Source organism: Bacillus sp. FSL L8-0167 (assembly GCF_038630295.1).
GTDB classification, from domain to species: domain Bacteria; phylum Bacillota; class Bacilli; order Bacillales; family Bacillaceae; genus Bacillus; species Bacillus safensis.
The window spans coordinates 1774766-1792130 of record NZ_CP152027.1 but is presented as its reverse complement, the minus strand read 5'-3'; the positions used below and the strand labels follow the sequence as shown (position 1 = coordinate 1792130).

At 40.0% G+C, this 17365-nt stretch carries 22 protein-coding genes; 11 read left to right on the top strand and 11 right to left on the bottom strand.

Annotated elements, in window-relative coordinates; translation table 11 throughout:
• Window positions 1-142 precede the first annotated feature (142 nt).
• The 3 genes from MHB66_RS09170 to MHB66_RS09160 all read left to right on the top strand — a co-directional run bounded on the left by MHB66_RS09170 (window position 143) and on the right by MHB66_RS09160 (window position 2180).
• Window positions 143-763, top strand: a complete 621-nt coding sequence (locus tag MHB66_RS09170) for an NAD(P)H-dependent oxidoreductase (RefSeq protein WP_046311228.1) — start codon at window positions 143-145, stop codon at window positions 761-763.
• Between the two features lie 89 nt (window positions 764-852).
• The gene (locus tag MHB66_RS09165; RefSeq protein ID WP_046311226.1) at window positions 853-1566 is read left to right on the top strand and encodes a DsbA family oxidoreductase; all 714 of its coding nucleotides are present in this window, start codon (window positions 853-855) and stop codon (window positions 1564-1566) included.
• Window positions 1567-1745: 179 nt separating this feature from the next.
• Window positions 1746-2180, top strand: a complete 435-nt coding sequence (locus MHB66_RS09160; RefSeq protein WP_046311224.1) for a VOC family protein — start codon at window positions 1746-1748, stop codon at window positions 2178-2180.
• A 136-nt stretch (window positions 2181-2316) separates the two neighbouring features.
• On the opposite strand, the gene MHB66_RS09155 is transcribed toward MHB66_RS09160, so the two are convergent.
• On the bottom strand, window positions 2317-2886 hold the full coding sequence (locus MHB66_RS09155) for a sugar O-acetyltransferase (RefSeq protein ID WP_046311223.1): 570 nt from the start codon (window positions 2884-2886) through the stop codon (window positions 2317-2319).
• Window positions 2887-3111: 225 nt separating this feature from the next.
• Here MHB66_RS09155 and MHB66_RS09150 point away from each other — a divergent pair, with 225 nt between their 5' ends.
• The 3 genes from MHB66_RS09150 (at window position 3112) to MHB66_RS09140 (ending at window position 4983) form a co-directional block, all read left to right on the top strand.
• Complete coding sequence (locus tag MHB66_RS09150) at window positions 3112-4284, top strand: MFS transporter (RefSeq protein WP_046311220.1); 1173 nt, start codon at window positions 3112-3114, stop codon at window positions 4282-4284.
• Window positions 4285-4478: 194 nt separating this feature from the next.
• Window positions 4479-4814 (top strand): hypothetical protein, encoded by a 336-nt coding sequence (locus MHB66_RS09145; RefSeq protein ID WP_034283456.1) that lies wholly within the window; start codon window positions 4479-4481, stop codon window positions 4812-4814.
• Between the two features lie 43 nt (window positions 4815-4857).
• Window positions 4858-4983, top strand: a complete 126-nt coding sequence (locus tag MHB66_RS09140) for a hypothetical protein (RefSeq protein WP_255222231.1) — start codon at window positions 4858-4860, stop codon at window positions 4981-4983.
• 53 nt (window positions 4984-5036) lie between these two features.
• Here MHB66_RS09140 and parC read toward each other — a convergent pair whose 3' ends face one another.
• The 3 genes from parC to MHB66_RS09125 all read right to left on the bottom strand — a co-directional run bounded on the left by parC (window position 5037) and on the right by MHB66_RS09125 (window position 10276).
• Window positions 5037-7475 (bottom strand): DNA topoisomerase IV subunit A, encoded by a 2439-nt coding sequence (parC, locus tag MHB66_RS09135; RefSeq protein WP_046311218.1) that lies wholly within the window; start codon window positions 7473-7475, stop codon window positions 5037-5039.
• A gap of 2 nt (window positions 7476-7477) precedes the next feature.
• Window positions 7478-9445: a DNA topoisomerase IV subunit B gene (gene parE, locus MHB66_RS09130; RefSeq protein ID WP_039178939.1), complete on the bottom strand. Its 1968-nt coding sequence runs from the start codon at window positions 9443-9445 to the stop codon at window positions 7478-7480.
• A gap of 417 nt (window positions 9446-9862) precedes the next feature.
• Window positions 9863-10276, bottom strand: coding sequence for a CoA-binding protein (locus MHB66_RS09125; protein ID WP_046311215.1), 414 nt, complete (start codon window positions 10274-10276; stop codon window positions 9863-9865).
• Between the two features lie 154 nt (window positions 10277-10430).
• Between MHB66_RS09125 and plsY the strand changes: the two genes are divergently transcribed.
• A complete protein-coding gene (gene plsY / locus MHB66_RS09120) occupies window positions 10431-11012 on the top strand; it encodes a glycerol-3-phosphate 1-O-acyltransferase PlsY (protein WP_024425146.1) in 582 nt (193 codons plus the stop codon).
• A 97-nt stretch (window positions 11013-11109) separates the two neighbouring features.
• Entirely contained in the window at window positions 11110-11397 is a 288-nt protein-coding gene (locus tag MHB66_RS09115) for a HesB/YadR/YfhF family protein (RefSeq protein WP_046311213.1), read from the top strand.
• Window positions 11398-11436: 39 nt separating this feature from the next.
• Here the strand turns inward: MHB66_RS09115 and MHB66_RS09110 are convergent, their stop codons facing one another.
• The 7 genes from MHB66_RS09110 to acnA form a co-directional block, all read right to left on the bottom strand.
• Window positions 11437-11748 carry a hypothetical protein gene (locus MHB66_RS09110; RefSeq protein ID WP_046311211.1) on the bottom strand — a complete coding sequence of 104 codons (312 nt, stop codon included), beginning with the start codon at window positions 11746-11748 and terminating at the stop codon, window positions 11437-11439.
• Window positions 11749-11751: 3 nt separating this feature from the next.
• Window positions 11752-12177, bottom strand: coding sequence for a thioesterase family protein (locus MHB66_RS09105; protein ID WP_041117527.1), 426 nt, complete (start codon window positions 12175-12177; stop codon window positions 11752-11754).
• A 107-nt stretch (window positions 12178-12284) separates the two neighbouring features.
• Window positions 12285-12527: a small acid-soluble spore protein Tlp gene (tlp, locus tag MHB66_RS09100; RefSeq protein ID WP_080943450.1), complete on the bottom strand. Its 243-nt coding sequence runs from the start codon at window positions 12525-12527 to the stop codon at window positions 12285-12287.
• Between the two features lie 13 nt (window positions 12528-12540).
• Window positions 12541-12684, bottom strand: a complete 144-nt coding sequence (locus tag MHB66_RS09095; protein WP_008357830.1) for an acid-soluble spore protein N — start codon at window positions 12682-12684, stop codon at window positions 12541-12543.
• Window positions 12685-12734: 50 nt separating this feature from the next.
• The gene (locus tag MHB66_RS09090) at window positions 12735-12860 is read right to left on the bottom strand and encodes an FbpB family small basic protein (RefSeq protein WP_003211002.1); all 126 of its coding nucleotides are present in this window, start codon (window positions 12858-12860) and stop codon (window positions 12735-12737) included.
• 73 nt (window positions 12861-12933) lie between these two features.
• Window positions 12934-13437 (bottom strand): TlpA disulfide reductase family protein, encoded by a 504-nt coding sequence (locus MHB66_RS09085; protein WP_046311207.1) that lies wholly within the window; start codon window positions 13435-13437, stop codon window positions 12934-12936.
• 67 nt (window positions 13438-13504) lie between these two features.
• A complete protein-coding gene (gene acnA, locus MHB66_RS09080) occupies window positions 13505-16234 on the bottom strand; it encodes an aconitate hydratase AcnA (RefSeq protein WP_034283443.1) in 2730 nt (909 codons plus the stop codon).
• Between the two features lie 220 nt (window positions 16235-16454).
• Between acnA and sspO the strand changes: the two genes are divergently transcribed.
• The 3 genes from sspO to MHB66_RS09065 all read left to right on the top strand — a co-directional run bounded on the left by sspO (window position 16455) and on the right by MHB66_RS09065 (window position 17268).
• Complete coding sequence (sspO, locus tag MHB66_RS09075; protein WP_034283440.1) at window positions 16455-16601, top strand: small acid-soluble spore protein O; 147 nt, start codon at window positions 16455-16457, stop codon at window positions 16599-16601.
• A gap of 16 nt (window positions 16602-16617) precedes the next feature.
• Window positions 16618-16764 carry a small acid-soluble spore protein P gene (locus tag MHB66_RS09070; RefSeq protein ID WP_003211331.1) on the top strand — a complete coding sequence of 49 codons (147 nt, stop codon included), beginning with the start codon at window positions 16618-16620 and terminating at the stop codon, window positions 16762-16764.
• A gap of 102 nt (window positions 16765-16866) precedes the next feature.
• The gene (locus MHB66_RS09065; RefSeq protein WP_041117524.1) at window positions 16867-17268 is read left to right on the top strand and encodes an Hsp20/alpha crystallin family protein; all 402 of its coding nucleotides are present in this window, start codon (window positions 16867-16869) and stop codon (window positions 17266-17268) included.
• The last annotated feature ends 97 nt before the right edge of the window (window positions 17269-17365 follow it).

Here is a 17365-nt window from a genome sequence, read left to right as displayed (position 1 = left end):
TGTGAGGGTGTTGATTCAGCAAAAATTATAGGAATCATACCGAAAATATTGTTTAGATGAAACGTGTAAATTCTTTTAATAAGTATTCAAAAAGTGTTTAGGAACAAAAAACATTCATCAAAATCATAAAGGGGAAATGATCATGTCAAAAGTATTATTTGTTAAAGGAACACCCCAAAGTGAGGAACAATCAAGAAGTACGCAAGTTGCTAGAGCATTTATCAATGAATATAAGGAAGTAAATCCAACGGATGAAATAATAGAAGTAGATGTCTATTATGCAAATGTTCCATTAATTGATGCTGATTTTTTAACTGGACAAAAGAAGTTAAGAAGTAGCGAAGCGCTAACAGATGTTGAAGCACAAAAAATAGAAGCAGTGAATGCTTTCACAAAGCAATTTATGGAAGTAGATAAATACATCATTCAGTCTTCAATGTGGAATTTAGGAATCCAACCATTATTAAAAGCCTATTTTGATACAATCATGAGTGCTGGAAAAACGTTTAAATATACAGCAGAAGGTCCAGAAGGATTGATGAAAGGAAAAAAAGCAATCCATATTCATGGAATGGGAGGATTTTATTCGCAGGCAATTGGAATGGAACATTCCGATTCTTACGTGAGAGGTGCGCTAAAGTTTGTTGGAATTGAAGTGGAACCAACGATTTTTGTTGAAGGTATTGACTATGATCCAACTAAGAAAGAAGAAGTTGTTGCTGTAGCAATTGAAAAGGCAAAAGCGGCAGCACGAACTTTTTAAAAAAGAGCTTTGGTGGGATTAGTTAAAAAGATGTTTATTAACATAATCCCCCTCGCACATTCATCAAAATCATAAAGGGGGAACATATGATGAAAGTAGAAATTTGGTCTGATTTTGTTTGTCCGTTTTGTTATATTGGCAAACGTCAATTTGAAATAGGGTTAGAACAGTTTGAATATAAAGAAGAGGTAGAAGTCTTATTTCGTCATTTCCAATTAGATCCATATGCGAAAAAAAATACAGGAATGGATATCCATCAAGTATTATCCTCCAAGCATGGTGTCCCATATGAAAAAGCAAAAGTACTGAACAATCAATTGAAACAGAAAGCAAAAGATGTTGAATTAGATTATCAATTTGATACAATGATTCCCACGAATTCATATGATGCACTTCGTCTTTCTTATTATGCAAAAGAGAAAGGGAAGATACGGGAGTTTATGGAGCGTATTTTGAAAGCTCATTTCACGGATTCACTAGATATCGGTGATCACGCAACACTTGCTCAACTTACAAGTGAAATAGGTCTTGATGGCAACGAAGCTTTGGATGTTTTAGCAAATGATAAATATAGCGAGAATATTGCAGCTGATAGAGCCGAGGGATCAAAAATTGGGATTCAGGGCGTTCCCTTTTACGTAGTGAATGATAAATATGTCATCTCAGGAGCACAACCTAGCGAAGTATTTTTAGAAACATTACAACAGGTTTGGAAAGAAGAGTACGCGAATGCTAAGGTTGAAGAGCATAAATTAGAGTCGTCGCTCGATGATTATTGTTCAGATGGAACATGTAAATTTTAATGGATAATCAAAAAAGATAGAAATTACAAAAAAATCATATAGTATCTCAAGGCTTAGGTATTGTTGTTCTAAATCTTGTAGTAGTGCCAACATCATCGGTGCTTGTGTTATATAGCTGCATTAAATACTACTTTATAATTAATCGTTTACTTCCAAAAAAATCAAAGGGGTTTAGCGATATGAAAAATACAATTTTTCAAGGCACAATAGAGCATTCAGGATTTGTAGTACCCGATATCGAAGCAGCAGTTGAATTCTTCACTAATATTTTGGGTTTTGAAGTCTTGTTCCGGCCAGGACGGATGCACTTTGAAGACGATAGTTTTAAAAGATACTTTGGGGTTCACGATCATTCAGTTGTAGAAGGGGCGGCATTTTTGCAATACGGCGGTAGAAAGATCGAACTGGTCCAATGGTCGACGCCAGATCAACAGAATGTTCACCTAAAACCGAGTGATATCGGTGTAGCTCATTTAGCTATTACAGTGACCAATATAGAAGAGGCTTTGAAATATTTTGCAGAACAGCCTGATGTTAAAGTTAGAGAGCTGAGCCCTCTTGGATTTTTCTATATCACAACATCATGGGGGATGGAGATTCAAATAATGGAATGACGCTAATATGTATTCTCATTTCCTAGTTTACATAATATATATTCTAGGAAGTTAAGTATTAAACGAATTTCTTTTGTCTCATAATTGAGTATACTTATCTTATTGAGACAAAATAGAAAAAATCAAAATCTGCCGTTTATTCGCCAGATTTTGATTCATCAAGATATTTAATGATTTTCGCAGGATTTCCGCCAACCACCACGTTTGCTGGAACACTTTTTGTCACAACGGCACCAGATGCAATGACAGCATTGTCGCCAATTGTGACACCTGGATTAATAATAGCACCGCCGCCAATCCATACATGGTTTCCAATGGTGACTGGTTTTCCGAATTCAATGCCCTTTGCACGTTCTATCGGATCAAGCGGGTGTCCAGCCGTATAAATATGTACATTCGGACCTAATAAACAGTGATGTCCAATGGTAATTTTGCAAACGTCTAAAAATACTGCATCAAAATTTGCAAAAAAATGATCACCAATCTCGATATTGTATCCGTAATCGCACTGCAGTCTTCCTTCAAAAACGACATCATTTCCGCAAGCGCCTAATAATTCCTTTAAAATGGATGTTCTTTTTTCTTGCTGATTGGTTTGCTGATATGCGTATGTCAATCGTCTGGCTCTTTCACGATCTGCGATCAGTGTTTGGTCACTAGATACATAATGTTCTCCTTGGATCATTTTTTCCTTTTCACTTTTCATGTTGATCTCCTCCTCCCTTCTATTTATACCGATGCGATATGATTACATCCTACCGCCCCCTTTATGTTTATTTTACCTTCTCATCATAAGAATTGGGAAGGAATGATTTCTTTTGACTAGAATTGACCTTGTTCCTCCAGCAAGTTATTTACGAATCAGCAAGTCTCATTTATAATCGAGTAGATTTGTTCAATAACATATATATCTTTAAATGTGAGGGATTAGATGGAATTAAAGTGGTATAAAGCAATTATTGTGATCTTTACGATGTCTGGAATCTCCATTTCTACATGGTTTTCACGGACACCGGAAGTGAGAGATTTATTACAAGCAAACACAGGAACAATGGGACTTATTTTACTCGGTTTATCTGTTGGTTCAATTGTTGGGCTTGTTCTTTCAAATGTATTCGTCCGCAAAAAAGGCGGCCGAGTGGCGATTGTGATCAGTGCTTTTTTGATGTTCCTTGGATTCACTACTCTTGCCATTGGTTCAACGCTCTCTTCTATCTTTGTCGTCACTGCCGGTCTTTTTCTTTTTGGCGCAGGCTCTGGCATGTGTAATGTAGCGATGAACTTAGAAGGAACAGAGATTGAATACAGCATCAAGAAAACCATTCTGCCTATATTGCACGCTTCCTTTAGTATTGGGACTTTAATTGGAGCAGGTGCTGGTATTCTTTTTATCCATCTAGGCATCTCTGTATTGATACACCTTCTCGCTATTGCCCTTCTGCTGTTCCTCAGCATATTGATTTGTACACGGTTTATCCCGCATGGGACAGGAAAGGATCAGCATGAGAAGCAGCTCGATACAGTTGAGTCTAGTCAAACGGCATGGCTGAACAAACGAACGATATCTCTTGCGATGATCGCCTTATGTCTTGCATTTGTCGAAGGCTCGGCCAATGATTGGATTCCACTTGCAATGGTAGATGGCTACCAAGTTTCACATTCCATGAGTACAGTCATCTATGCTTTGTTTTTGTGCGGCATGATTAGTGGTAGACTGATCAGCGGACGTTTGATCGATCGCTTTGGCAGAGTGTTATTGCTAAGAGTTGCGATTTTATCAGCAGCTGCCGGCCTATTCTTAGTCATTTTAAAAATTTCACTTGTTGTATGTATGATATCGATCTTTTTATGGGGACTTGGCGCATCTTTAGGCTTTCCGCTGACCATTTCTGCAGCTGGCGATGATAGCCGGTACGCTGTCAAACGCGTCAGTATTGTGACCTTATCTGGTTACACAGCCTCCCTTTCCGGTCCTCCTATATTAGGGCTGCTTGCCAATCAAGTAGGACTGCTTCATGCCTTTATCTTTGTTCTATTTGCCATATGTATTGCAGGAATCTTTACTAAAGCTGTAGCAAAACCGCATTCATTACAAGCTCACTAAAAGTGTCTGATCCATGATCATGGCACTTTTTTTAAATTTAAAAAATAAAATTGAAACCTTTCATGAAGTGAAACAGTCCTATAGATGTCCTGATGTTTATCGCTTTTTTAAAGAGGGAAAGTAAAAAAATAAGACTTTTCAAATAACTGAAAACGTGGTAAGATCATGAAAATAACCAGGAAGGGGTGAGAAAAATGAAAAAAAATATGCTATTAAAATTAGGTGTTTTATGCATAGCACTTGCAAGTTTTCATTTGTTCTCAATGCCTCATTCCGTTCAGGTATACCATCATGCAAAGGTGGTTGCCGATCAAGAATCACATGAAATGAAAATCGTTCAGACAATGGGCGATGAAAAGAAACAAAAACATGTGAGCGCAGTATTTGCCGCATTTACAGCACTGCTGATTATTGGCAGTATGACAGCTGGATTTGCACGCATCACTCATACTGATCGATTTGACCGGAAAAAGAAGCATTTACTTGCAGTGTTCTACCAATCTTCTTATTTCCGACTAGCTCGTGTTTAACCCAACCATCTAAATCAAAACAAAAATTGGGAGGTTTTACACGATGTTATTTTTCTTAAGAATTTTCATTCTAGGTCTATTCTCTGTCACTTCACTTTCTCTTTTCGTCTACCAAGGAATTGAAGTAGTGCACGCCATTTCAAGCATGTTTGGCAACCACGAGAGCTAAAAGATCCGTATATAAAAGAAACCCCCTGCGACTGGCAGGGGGTTTTCGTTTGCTTATTTATTGTCATCTGGCACACGTTCAGGCGTCAGAAGGACATGAGTCACTTCTCCCTGCTCTTCCTCATCTACAATAAACGATCCATTGCTATAACGGTCATTTGCTCTTAGAGTAGAGATTTCAAGCGGAATCGTTGTACCCTTTTCTGTATCTATTTCAAGTGTATCGTGCAGAGATGCAGCGATCACAGCAACAATACGGTGCGGGTTTTTCTTTAATTCTCTCAGCATAAGAACCCCGCGTTTCGCTCTTGATGTTTTATCAAACTCAGAGAGGTTCATTCGCTTTACAGCCCCTCTTTGTGTCGTGAGCACAAGGACATCGTTTTTCGAATCGATGATCTGGCCAGAGACTACCTCGTCCCCTTCCTTCAAATTGATTCCTTTGACGCCGGCCGCTCTCGGTCCAACAACACTTACTTCTTCTTCATCAAACCACAAACCGTAACCATTTTTCGTTGCAATAAACAATTCCTGCTGTCCTGTTGTGACATGAACATCGACGAGTTCATCGTCACCTTTTAGGTTCAAGGCGACAAGCGGTTTCGAATAACGCTGCGCTTTATATTGAAGAAGCTCTGTTTTCTTCACCATTCCGCCTTTCGTAAAGAATAAAAGATATGATGTTTCATCAAATTCTTTTATTGGAATGGCTTTTTGGATTGATTCCTCGCGATCAATCGAAATGATATTCGTAATATGCTGCCCCATGTCTTTCCAGCGTATATCTGGCAGCTGATGAACAGGACAATAAATGTAGCTTCCTTTATTCGTAAACAGCAGAAGAACATCCGTTGTATTCATTTCAAACTGATGAATCAAACGGTCAGTATCCTTCATGCCAAAGTCCTTACCGTTAGAGGCAGCATAGGAGCGCTGGCTTGTTCGCTTGATGTAACCATCCTTCGTGACTGTCACATAAACATCCTCTGATGCGATCATCACTTCAAGGTTAATCTTAATTTCTTCGATTTTTTCCTCAATAACGGATCTTCTCTCATCAGCATATGTCTTTTTGAGCTTTTTCAGGCTGTTTGTAATGACCTTCAGCAGCTTTTTCTCGTTCGCTAAAATGTCTTCAAGCTCTGCTATGCGCACATCTAGCTCTCTTGCTTCGTCTCTTAATTGCGTAATATCTGTATTCGTTAAACGATATAACTGGAGTGAAACAATCGCTTCTGATTGTGCTTCTGTAAAGTCATATTTCGCCATCAAGTTGTTCTTTGCATCACGCTTATCATTAGAGGAGCGGATTGTGGCAATGACTTCATCTAAGATGGAAAGTGCCTTAATTAAGCCGTCGACAATATGGTGGCGTTCCTTCGCTTTTCGAAGCTCGTACGCTGAGCGGTTCGTCACCACTTCTTTTTGATGGGCAATATATGCATCTAGTATAGTTGTCAGCGTCATTAAAGTCGGTCTTCGATTATGTATCGCTACCATATTAAAGTTATATGGGATTTGCAGATCTGAGTTTTTATATAAGAAATTCAGCACACCATTTGCATCTGCTTCTTTTTTCAGCTCTACTACGATTCGAAGCCCAGTACGGTCTGTCTCATCTCGGACCTCTGAAATGCCTTCTACTTTTCTTTCAATTCGGAACTCGTCCATCTTTTTGACAAGATTGGCTTTATTCACTTCGTAAGGAATTTCTGTGATCACGATTTGCTGGCGTCCGCCGCGGATGGTTTCAATCTCCGCTTTGCCTCGAATCATAATCTTTCCTTTTCCTGTTTCATACGCCTTCTTAATACCGTCTACACCTTGAATGATACCGCCTGTTGGGAAATCTGGCCCTTTGATGACCGTCATTAAATCCTCAACCGTACAATGCGGCTGTTCGATTCGTTTAATAACGCCATCAATGACTTCTCCCAAGTGATGCGGAGGGATATCTGTGGCATACCCGGCTGAAATCCCTGTTGATCCGTTTACAAGAAGGTTTGGGAACATCGCTGGTAATACAACGGGCTCTTTACTTGTATCATCAAAGTTTGCGACAAATTCGACCGTTTCCTTGTCTAAGTCCTTTAAAAGCTCTGAAGCAATAGCAGACAGCCTTGCTTCCGTATAACGCATGGCAGCAGGCGGATCTCCATCGATACTCCCGTTATTCCCATGCATCTCAATCAGTACATTCCGTACTTTCCACTCCTGACTCATTCTTACCATCGCTTCATAAACAGATGAGTCCCCGTGCGGGTGATAGTTACCAATCACGTTACCGACTGTTTTAGCGGCTTTACGGAAGTTTTTATCCTGCGTATTTCCTTCTGCATACATCGCATATAAAATTCTTCGTTGTACAGGTTTTAGTCCATCACGTGCATCTGGAAGCGCACGGTCTTGGATAATATATTTACTATAGCGGCCAAAGCGGTCGCCGATTACTTCTTCTAATGGTAAATCATGAAATCGTTCTTGTTGTGCCATGTTTAAACCTCCTCAGCTAGCGACAAGTTTTCATTTTCAAGAATGTTGCTTTCCTCATCAAGTCCAAAGGCGACATTCTTTTCAATCCATTTACGGCGTGGTTCTACTTTGTCACCCATTAGAGTTGTGACGCGGCGTTCCACACGTGCAGCATCATCAATTTTGACCCTGACAAGTGTTCTCGATTCTGGATTCATTGTCGTTTCCCATAGCTGGTCGGCATTCATTTCACCTAACCCTTTGTAGCGCTGAATCGTGTACCCTTTTCCAACTTTCTTCAGTACGTCATCCATTTCTTCATCAGACCATGCGTACTCAATAATCTCTTTTTTCCCTGAGCCTTTGCTGACTTTATATAAAGGCGGAAGTGCAATAAATACTTTGCCATGCTCAATCAGCGGCTTCATATAGCGGTAGAAGAATGTTAAGAGAAGCACTTGAATATGCGCTCCATCCGTATCCGCATCTGTCATGATCACGATTTTGTCATAATTGATGTCTTCTACATTAAAGTCGACTCCGACGCCTCCACCAATTGCATGAATAATGGTGTTGATTTCTTCGTTTTTGAAAATATCAGCAAGCTTTGCTTTTTCTGTATTGATGACCTTTCCGCGCAGCGGCAGCACCGCTTGGAATTTACGGTCGCGCCCCTGTTTTGCTGACCCGCCCGCTGAGTCACCCTCTACTAGGTATAGTTCGTTTCTTGCCGGGTTTCTAGATTGAGCAGGTGTTAATTTTCCGCTCAGCGTGGCTTCAGACTTTTTCCGTTTCTTGCCGCTCCTTGCTTCTTCACGGGCTTTTCTAGCAGCCTCTCTTGCCTGCTGCGCTTTAATCGCTTTTTTCACAAGAAGAGTGGCTGTTTCCCGGTTTTCTTCAAGGAAATACGCAAGTTTTTCAGAAATAACAGCATCAACAGCTGAACGAGCCTCACTTGTCCCAAGCTTTCCTTTTGTCTGTCCTTCAAATTGAAGCAGCTCTTCAGGAATTCTGACAGAAATAATAGCAGACAGTCCCTCACGAATATCAGTGCCTTCTAAATTTTTGTCTTTTTCTTTTAAAAGAGCGACTTTGCGAGCATATTCGTTAAAGGCTCTCGTCATGGCCGTTTTGGCACCAGACTCATGTGTACCGCCATCTTTTGTTCTGACGTTATTAACGAAGGAAAGGATATTTTCCGAATAGCCATCATTAAATTGAAAAGCAAAATCTACTTCAATGGACTGATGCTCTCCTTCAAATGAGACGACTTCACTCAGAACATCTTTTTCTTCATTTAAATAAGCAACAAAGGCTTCAATGCCTGTCTCATAATAAAACGTTTCTTGTACATCATGCCGTTCATCGATCAACTCTATTTTTAACCCTTTTAATAAAAAGGCAGATTCTCTTAAACGCTCTGATAATGTATCGAAATTATAGGTCGTAACACTGAACATGGTAGGGTCAGGCTTAAAATGAATCAGTGTTCCCGTTTTTTTCGATTTTCCGACTTTTTCAAGTGATGTGACAGGTTTACCGCCGTTTTCAAAGCGCTGATGATAAATAAATCCGTCACGTTCAATTGTGACAGTGAGCCATTCTGACAGCGCGTTCACAACAGATGCCCCAACTCCGTGAAGTCCACCACTTGTTTTATATCCGCCTTGACCAAATTTTCCGCCTGCGTGCAGGACCGTTAAAATGATCTCGGGTGTCGGTTTTCCAAGCTTATGCATACCAGTAGGCATTCCACGCCCTTTATCTTGAACGGAAATGCTGTTATCTTTATGTATTTTGACAATGATATGATCTCCATGGCCAGCGAGCACTTCATCGACAGAGTTGTCTACAATCTCATAGACAAGGTGATGAAGACCGCGTGAATCCGTAGATCCAATATACATCCCTGGACGTTTACGGACCGCTTCAAGTCCCTCTAGCACCTGAATAGAATCATCGTTATAATCTACTTGCTGCTTTTTAACCAAATGCTTAATCCCCTTTCACTAACAAACATAACCGGCTAATCATCAAATGATCTCTCTAGATTTTAATGATGATCATGCTGCTCATTACTGTCCACTTTAATAAGCTGCATCATCACCATGCATGTGTGATTCACCAATACATGCTCTTTTGCACAGCTATGAGAATCATTCTACATTCTGCAATCAGAACTAGAAGTCCATTATAAACAAGACTGTTTCATAAGCCAAATGCAATCATATGATGGTTTTAGCAAAACAGAACGAATGTTCTATATTTATCTTATCGCTCTTTTTCTCGATATGCAAGGCCGCCGATATGTCCCTGTCGCCTTATTTTATCGCTTTCTTTCAGAATCGCAAATATATTTCTGCAACAAAAAAGCAAAAATCCTTGAAAAACCAAGGATTTTTGACGATTTAATGAGTTTTTGTCATCGCATGAGCCACCTTGATACATAAATCCATGATGGCGACCTTGCCATTTTCCTCAATCAGCCTTTTCGCTTCTTCGTGATATATGCCTTGCTGCGCCCAAAAAACAGGTGCGTCTATTTCGAGAAACTCTTCTGCCACCTCTGGTAAAAACTCTGAACGTCTGAAAACATTGACGATATCAACAGGCTCTTTTATGTCTTTTAAAGAAGCGACTGTTTTCACACCGAGAGCTTCATCGATCGTTGGATTCACTGGAATGATCTCATACCCGGCATCCTGCATCGCTTTAGACACCATATAAGACGTCCGGTGCGGCTGATCTGATAAACCAACAACAGCAATTCGTTTACTGCTCTTTAATATACGGCCAATTTCTTCTTTCGTAGGATTGTTCATCCAAACACTCCTTTTCCTCTATTTTAGCGAATTTCTGCTTAAAAACAAAGCTGAATCCATCTGCTTTCGATTTTTTCAAAAAAAGTTCCCCATGTTTTTCACAAGATCATGTTAAAATGTAAGACAAGAGGGAGAATATAAAGGAGTTATGCAGATGTTAATTGCTTTGATGTTTATTTTGGCTTATCTTCTCGGCAGTATTCCATCCGGTCTCATTGTCGGGAAAGCTGCAAAGGGAATCGATATCCGTGAACATGGCAGCGGAAACCTAGGTGCGACGAATGCATTTCGTACACTTGGCGTAAAAGCAGGGTCTATTGTGATTACTGCTGATATCCTAAAAGGGACGCTTGCTTCAGCTTTACCGTTTTTCATGCAGCTGGACATCCATCCCTTATTAGCAGGAGTTGCTGCTGTTATCGGTCACAGCTTTCCTGTCTTTGCAAAATTTAAAGGGGGAAAAGCAGTCGCTACATCAGGCGGTGTGCTGCTATTTTATGCCCCATTCCTATTTATCACGATGATCGCTGCTTTTTTCTTATTTTTATACATTAGTAAATATGTTTCACTATCATCCATGCTGACCGGGATCTATACATTCATTTACAGCATATTCACCAAAGACCTTTTCTTAATCATTGTTGTTGCCGTTCTTGCTGGCTTTGTGATCTACAGACACATCGCCAACCTCAAACGAATTCTCAACAAAACTGAACCGAAAATCAAATGGCTCTAGCCGTTTCATCCATTTAAATATGTGGTAAAAGTAAAGAAAAGCTGTTTTTGCATCCTGCATTTTAAAAACAGCATGACTTCAAAAAGGGGCGATCACATTGAAATTAACGATAAAAGAAGATGCACTCAATTGGTACAAGGATGAATTAGATTTAGAAAAAGGTGATCAAGTTCGCTTTTTTGTGAGATATGGCGGGTGCAGTAATGTACAAAAAGGCTTTTCTCTAGGCGTCGCAAAAGATGAACCTCAAAATGCCGGCGCAACCGCTGAAATAGAAGGTATTACTTTCTTTATTGAGGAAAGTGATATTTGGTACTTTGACAACCATGATCTGCATATTGATTATAACGATTCCGTGAAAGAACCAGAATTTCATTATGAATAAACAAAAAAGATACCTCATCCCTCGGGTATCTTTTTTGTTTTACACTTCAATATACAGCCCATACTCCTGAATGTTTCCTAAAGATCGTTCCTTTTGCAGAATTCTTTTTTGCAGCTCACCGATCAAGTCAAAATGAGGGAACCCTTCGCGGTCATGAATCCATTCTTTTTTTAGTCCATGTCTTTCTCCCCACTCAACTAACCGCTTCATATCCTGACAGGCTGCTTTTGTGACAGTATTGGCATTTGGAAAACGGTCATCAAGCCAGTAGTGTGTTAAAAAAGCAACTTTTCCTTGCTGGACAGCTGATTTCCAAGCGTTTAAATCGCTTCGTTTAATACCAAAAGCCATAAATTAAACCTGCTTCTTCTTCGACTGTTCATATACTTTATGCCAAGCAGGAAAGGCTTTTCTAAATTGAATAGGTCTAAAGGTGTCTTTATCGACACAAATATGTGAGGTTGTCCCTGTAATCGCTGTTTGTCCATCAGGTTTTTGAATTTCATAGCCATACACCGTTTTGACCCCATTATATTCTTCAATCCATGTATGAACGGTTGCTGTTTCACCATACAGCAATGGTTTTTTATATTGAACCTGCAAGTCTATAACAGGTGCAAGAGCGCCGTCTGCTTCTAGCTGTGCATAGGAAAAACCTAATTCTTTTATCAATGCTGTTCTGCCAACTTCCATCCAAATTAAATAATTGGCATGATACACGATGCCCATTTGATCTGTTTCTGCATAACGGACTTCTATTTCTTTTTTGGATATATACACGTTTTCATCGCTCTCCTATCAAAACCTAAGGTCTGTCTCTGCCATTTTACCACATTCCAAATGGTTCTTCTAAAAAGAGGCAATAAAATAAACCAGGAATCCCTGGTTTATTCGGTATAGCCATTCTTTCTTGCTGCTTCTTCGTCCTTGATCTCAGAACGCATCGCGTCAATACTCATTTTGCGGTTTTCGTTTTTTTGTTTGATCATTTGCTTTTCTGTCTCTGTTGAAACGGACATCGCTGCTTCAGATTCATCAATATTTTCAAGAGTGTTCTCGATCATATCTTGCAGCTTTTCAACATTATCAGAACGATCATCTGGATTGGATTGATAGGACTTGTCATTCATCATGATTCCCTCCTTATTCGCCCTTCGTCTGTATCACATCAGGCTGTTCATTTGATTTATTATGCATCTTTTTACCTTTATTCCGTTTGTATGCTACAGGTTTTGTCCCTAAATGGTCTGGTGTAAACTGCGCTTGTTTATCATGCTCTCTACCCATTATCATCCCTCCCTCTTCTTTAGGATGAACGAAAACGGATAATTCATAACTTATTTCTGTCTAAATCGCTCTTCCAACTTTTCTTCAAGCTGGTTTAAAAATTCCTCATTGCTTAATAATTCTTTTTTATTTTCAAGCACAAGCTCTTCAAATGTGCGTCGTTTTCTTCTTCTCATTCCACTCACCTCCATATATGTATGATTACATTTTCGCCAAAACATTTAGAAAATAAGCAAAAGAGCTGAATCATTATAGATCCAGCTCTTTTTCAATTTCTTTTTTTGTCAGCATTTGATGCTTCACAGACATGATGCGTCCTTTTTCGTCTAATATGTATGTCGTTGGGTATGAGAGCACCTGATATCTTGCTTGAATGCCTTTTTGGTCCAATAAAACAGGAAAGCTCACCTTTAATTCTTTTGTGAATGCTGCCACATGATCCACACTCTTTTCAGTGGTCGTTAAATTCACCGCTAGTACTTCAACTTGGTCATTTACGCTCCTAATCGCGTCTAAATCCGGCATTTCCGTCCTGCACGGCTTACACCATGTCGCCCAAAAATTGACGAGCACCTTTTTCCCTCGGTAATCAGATAACGAGGCGGTTTTGCCGTCAAGGGTTCTCAGTTCAAAATCAGGGGCCTGATCGCCTTTTTCAAGACCGATTGCGGGCTCTTTTGGCCCAAATAAATTCCACGCAAGTAAACCAATCAACACAAGTAAAACAGCGCTTGCCATTCCTTTTTTCCACATGATTGATCCTCCACTATTTTAAAAAAGAAGAGAAAGCTGTTTAGATCGCCTTCTCTTCTTTGCTGTATTAGTTGCTTGCCAATTTTTCGCGAAGCACCATTTGAAGGATACCGCCATGACGATAGTAGTCAATTTCGACTTCACTGTCAAAGCGAACCACCACTTCAAACGTTTTCTCGTTTCCATCTGTGTCAATTGCTTTCACAGTGACGAGATCACGTGGACGAACTGTTTCGTCAACATGAACTTCAAATGTTTCTGTTCCTGTTAGACCATGAGTTTCTGCACTTTCTCCGTCTTTAAACTGCAAAGGAAGTACGCCCATGAAGACAAGGTTACTTCTGTGGATACGCTCAAAGCTTTCAGCTAGAACAAATTTAATTCCAAGAAGGTTTGTTCCTTTAGCAGCCCAGTCACGTGAAGAACCCATTCCGTAGTCTTTACCTGCTAAGATCGCAAGACCTGTTCCATCCTCTTTATAACGCATGCATGCATCATAAATCGATGTCACTTCACCAGTTGGCCAGTAAGTTGTATAACCGCCTTCTGTTCCTGGTGCAATTTGGTTCTTAATACGGATGTTTGCAAAAGTCCCTCTCATCATGACATGGTGGTTACCACGGCGGGATCCATATGAGTTAAAGTCTCTAGGCGATACGCCTCTTTCTTGCAAGTATTTGCCCGCCGGTGTGTCCTTACCAATCGCTCCAGCAGGAGAAATATGGTCAGTTGTGACAGAGTCACCGAACTTCGCAACGACGCGCAAGCCTTTAAGCGGTTCAACTTTACCAGGTTCAACTGATAGGTTTTCAAAGAATGGCGGGTTATCAATGTATGTGGAATTTTCATCCCATTTGTACAATGCATCATCCGTCGTTTTAATTTCATTCCATCGTTCATTGTTGTCAAAAACTGTTTCATACTCTGAACGGAATAGCTCAGGTGTGACAGTGCTTTTAACGACGCTGTTGATTTCATCCATTGATGGCCAAATGTCATTGAAATAAACGTTCTCGCCATTTTTATCGACACCGATAGGATCTTTTGTTAAATCAATATTCACCGTACCAGCAAGTGCATAAGCCACAACTAATGGTGGAGATGCAAGATAGTTCCCTTTCACAAGCGGATGAATACGACCTTCAAAGTTACGGTTACCTGATAAAACAGAAGTGATCAGCAGGTCATTTTCAGAGACTGCATCTTCAATTTCTTTCTCAAGCGGTCCAGAGTTTCCGATACATGTTGTACAGCCATATCCAACAATGTTAAATCCGAGGTCTCTTAAATATGGAAGAAGTCCCGAATTCACAAGGTAGCCTGTTACAACTTTAGAACCCGGTGCTAGTGACGTTTTGACGTAGTTTGGCACTTTCATACCGAGCTCACTTGCTTTCTTCGCAACAAGACCTGCTCCGATTAACACGTATGGGTTCGATGTATTCGTACAGCTTGTAATCGCTGCAATCGCAATCGCACCTGTCTTCATCACAGCTTTTTCACCGTTTGCAAGATCAAATTCGATTTGTTTATCAAGCTCTGATTTATCTAAGCCAAACCCTTGGTTACCAGCTGGGCTTTCGATGTGTTGATGGAACGTTTCTTTCATTTTAGAAAGTGGAATCAAATCTTGTGGACGTTTTGGTCCAGATAAGTTTGACTCAATTTTAGAAAGATCAATTTCCACAACATCAGTAAAAATTGGCTCTTCTGCATCTGGCGTATAGAATAAGCCATTTGCGCGAGAATATTCTTCAACGATATTAATTTGCTCTTCATCACGTCCAGTAAGGCGAAGGTAAGCAAGGGCTTCTTCATCTACTGGGAAGAATCCGCAAGTAGCACCGTATTCTGGCGCCATGTTCGCAATGGTTGCACGATCTGCTAATGGTAATTGTGCAACACCAGGTCCGAAGAACTCAACGAACTTGTTCACTACGCCTTTTTCACGAAGGACTTGTGTGACTTTTAATGCAAGGTCGGTTGCAGTTGTTCCGTTTGGAAGCTCTCCAACTAATTTAGCACCAATCACTTCTGGTACTGGGAAGTATGAAGGCTGACCAAGCATACCAGCTTCCGCTTCGATACCGCCAACGCCCCATCCAAGTACACCGATACCGTTAATCATCGTTGTATGAGAGTCAGTTCCAACTAATGTATCTGGGTAAGTGATGATCTCGCCATCTTCTTCAATCGCATGAACAACACTTGCAAGATACTCTAAGTTCACTTGGTGAACAATTCCTGTTGCAGGCGGAACAGCTTGGTAGTTATTAAACGCTTTCTTTGCCCAGCTAAGGAAGTTATAACGCTCTGCGTTACGTTCGAATTCTAAGTCCATGTTAATGTTTAATGCATCTTCAGTTCCAGCTTTATCAACTTGTACTGAGTGGTCAATCACAAGGTCAACTGGAATTTCAGGGTTGATTTTATCCGGATCCCCGCCTACATCTGCCATTGCTTTTCTTAAAGAAGCAAGGTCAACGACTGCTGGTACACCCGTGAAGTCTTGTAAAATAACTCGAGAAGGTTTAAATGGAACATCAATTTCTTTTACCTCGGCAGTTCCCCATTTTGCCAAGTTTTCAACGTGTTCCTTCTTGATCACTCTACCGTCTACTTGGCGAAGCACTGATTCTAAAAGTACCTTAATGGAATAAGGCAGCTTAGAAACATTTCCGATTCCTTGTTTCTCTAGTGCTTCTAACGAATAATAGTGATACGTTTTCCCATTTGTCGAAAACGTTTTTCTAGATTGAAAAGCGTCTTGTTTAGCGACTTGCTGCTGTTTCGACATGTCCAAAATCCCCCTTTTGATGATCAAGATCAATTTCAATTCTCAGAAAAATCGTCGTATTTCACCACAATTTTCTCACAATTTCATCTTAAAACAAATTCATACATAAGTAAATAACAATGCTTTTATTAAATTCAATAAGTTTAACTTATCATTAGGAAATGATTACTCTTCATAAACGAAGCGGGGCGGGCTCATACTATAAATGAGGTGATAAAACATGACAAAACGCAAAGCGAATCATGTCATTAATGGCATGAACGCAGCCAAAAGCCAGGGTAATGGCGCAGGCTATACGGAAGATGATCAGCTCGTTTTAACAGAAGAACAAAGGCAAAACAATAAAAAACGTAAAAAGAATCAATAAGAAGGAGCCAAACATCATGACGAATAAAAACACAGGGAAAGACATCCGTCAAAACTCTCCTAAGGAGCATCAAGGCGGTCAGCCTGAGCCGTTATCAGGCAGTAAAAAAGTGAAAAACCGCAACCATACAAGACAAAAGCACAATTCTCATCATGATATGTAATTATCCCCCTCTCATCCCGTGACCACACGGGATGTTTTAGGTCTTTCACACATTTCTATTTTCATCATATGATTTATTATGAGATGTGATGGAGGAGTGTTTATGGAGAATGAAAAGCAATCGAATTCCTCTGATTTTATTGAAATAGATGATTGGCTCAATGTTTTAATGGATGATCCATTTGCCTGGTATGATGAACACCTCCCAATTGATCTTTATGAAACAAGCCGTGATTATATTATCGAAATCGATGTCTCCACCTTATCGATCACTGATGTAAAGCTGACCTTCGCTGGACATGAGCTGACGTTGACTTACACAGTACAACATGCAAATGGTGAAGGCGAACAGCCAATTGAAAAAAGCGTGATGCTCCCTTTTTATTTAAACGACAAAGACATTGAAACAGATTATGAAAACCGAGTCATATCGATCAAAATTAAAAAATGTTCCGACCATCCAAACGGTGCATTTTCCTTTCAAATCCCGCACTTCAAACATTAAGAGCCCACCTTTATATAGGTGGGCTCTCTTCCCGTTCGTTTCAAGTCAATACCTTTTGCGAACCACCATGGCCAAATAGTAGAGTCGCTATATGATA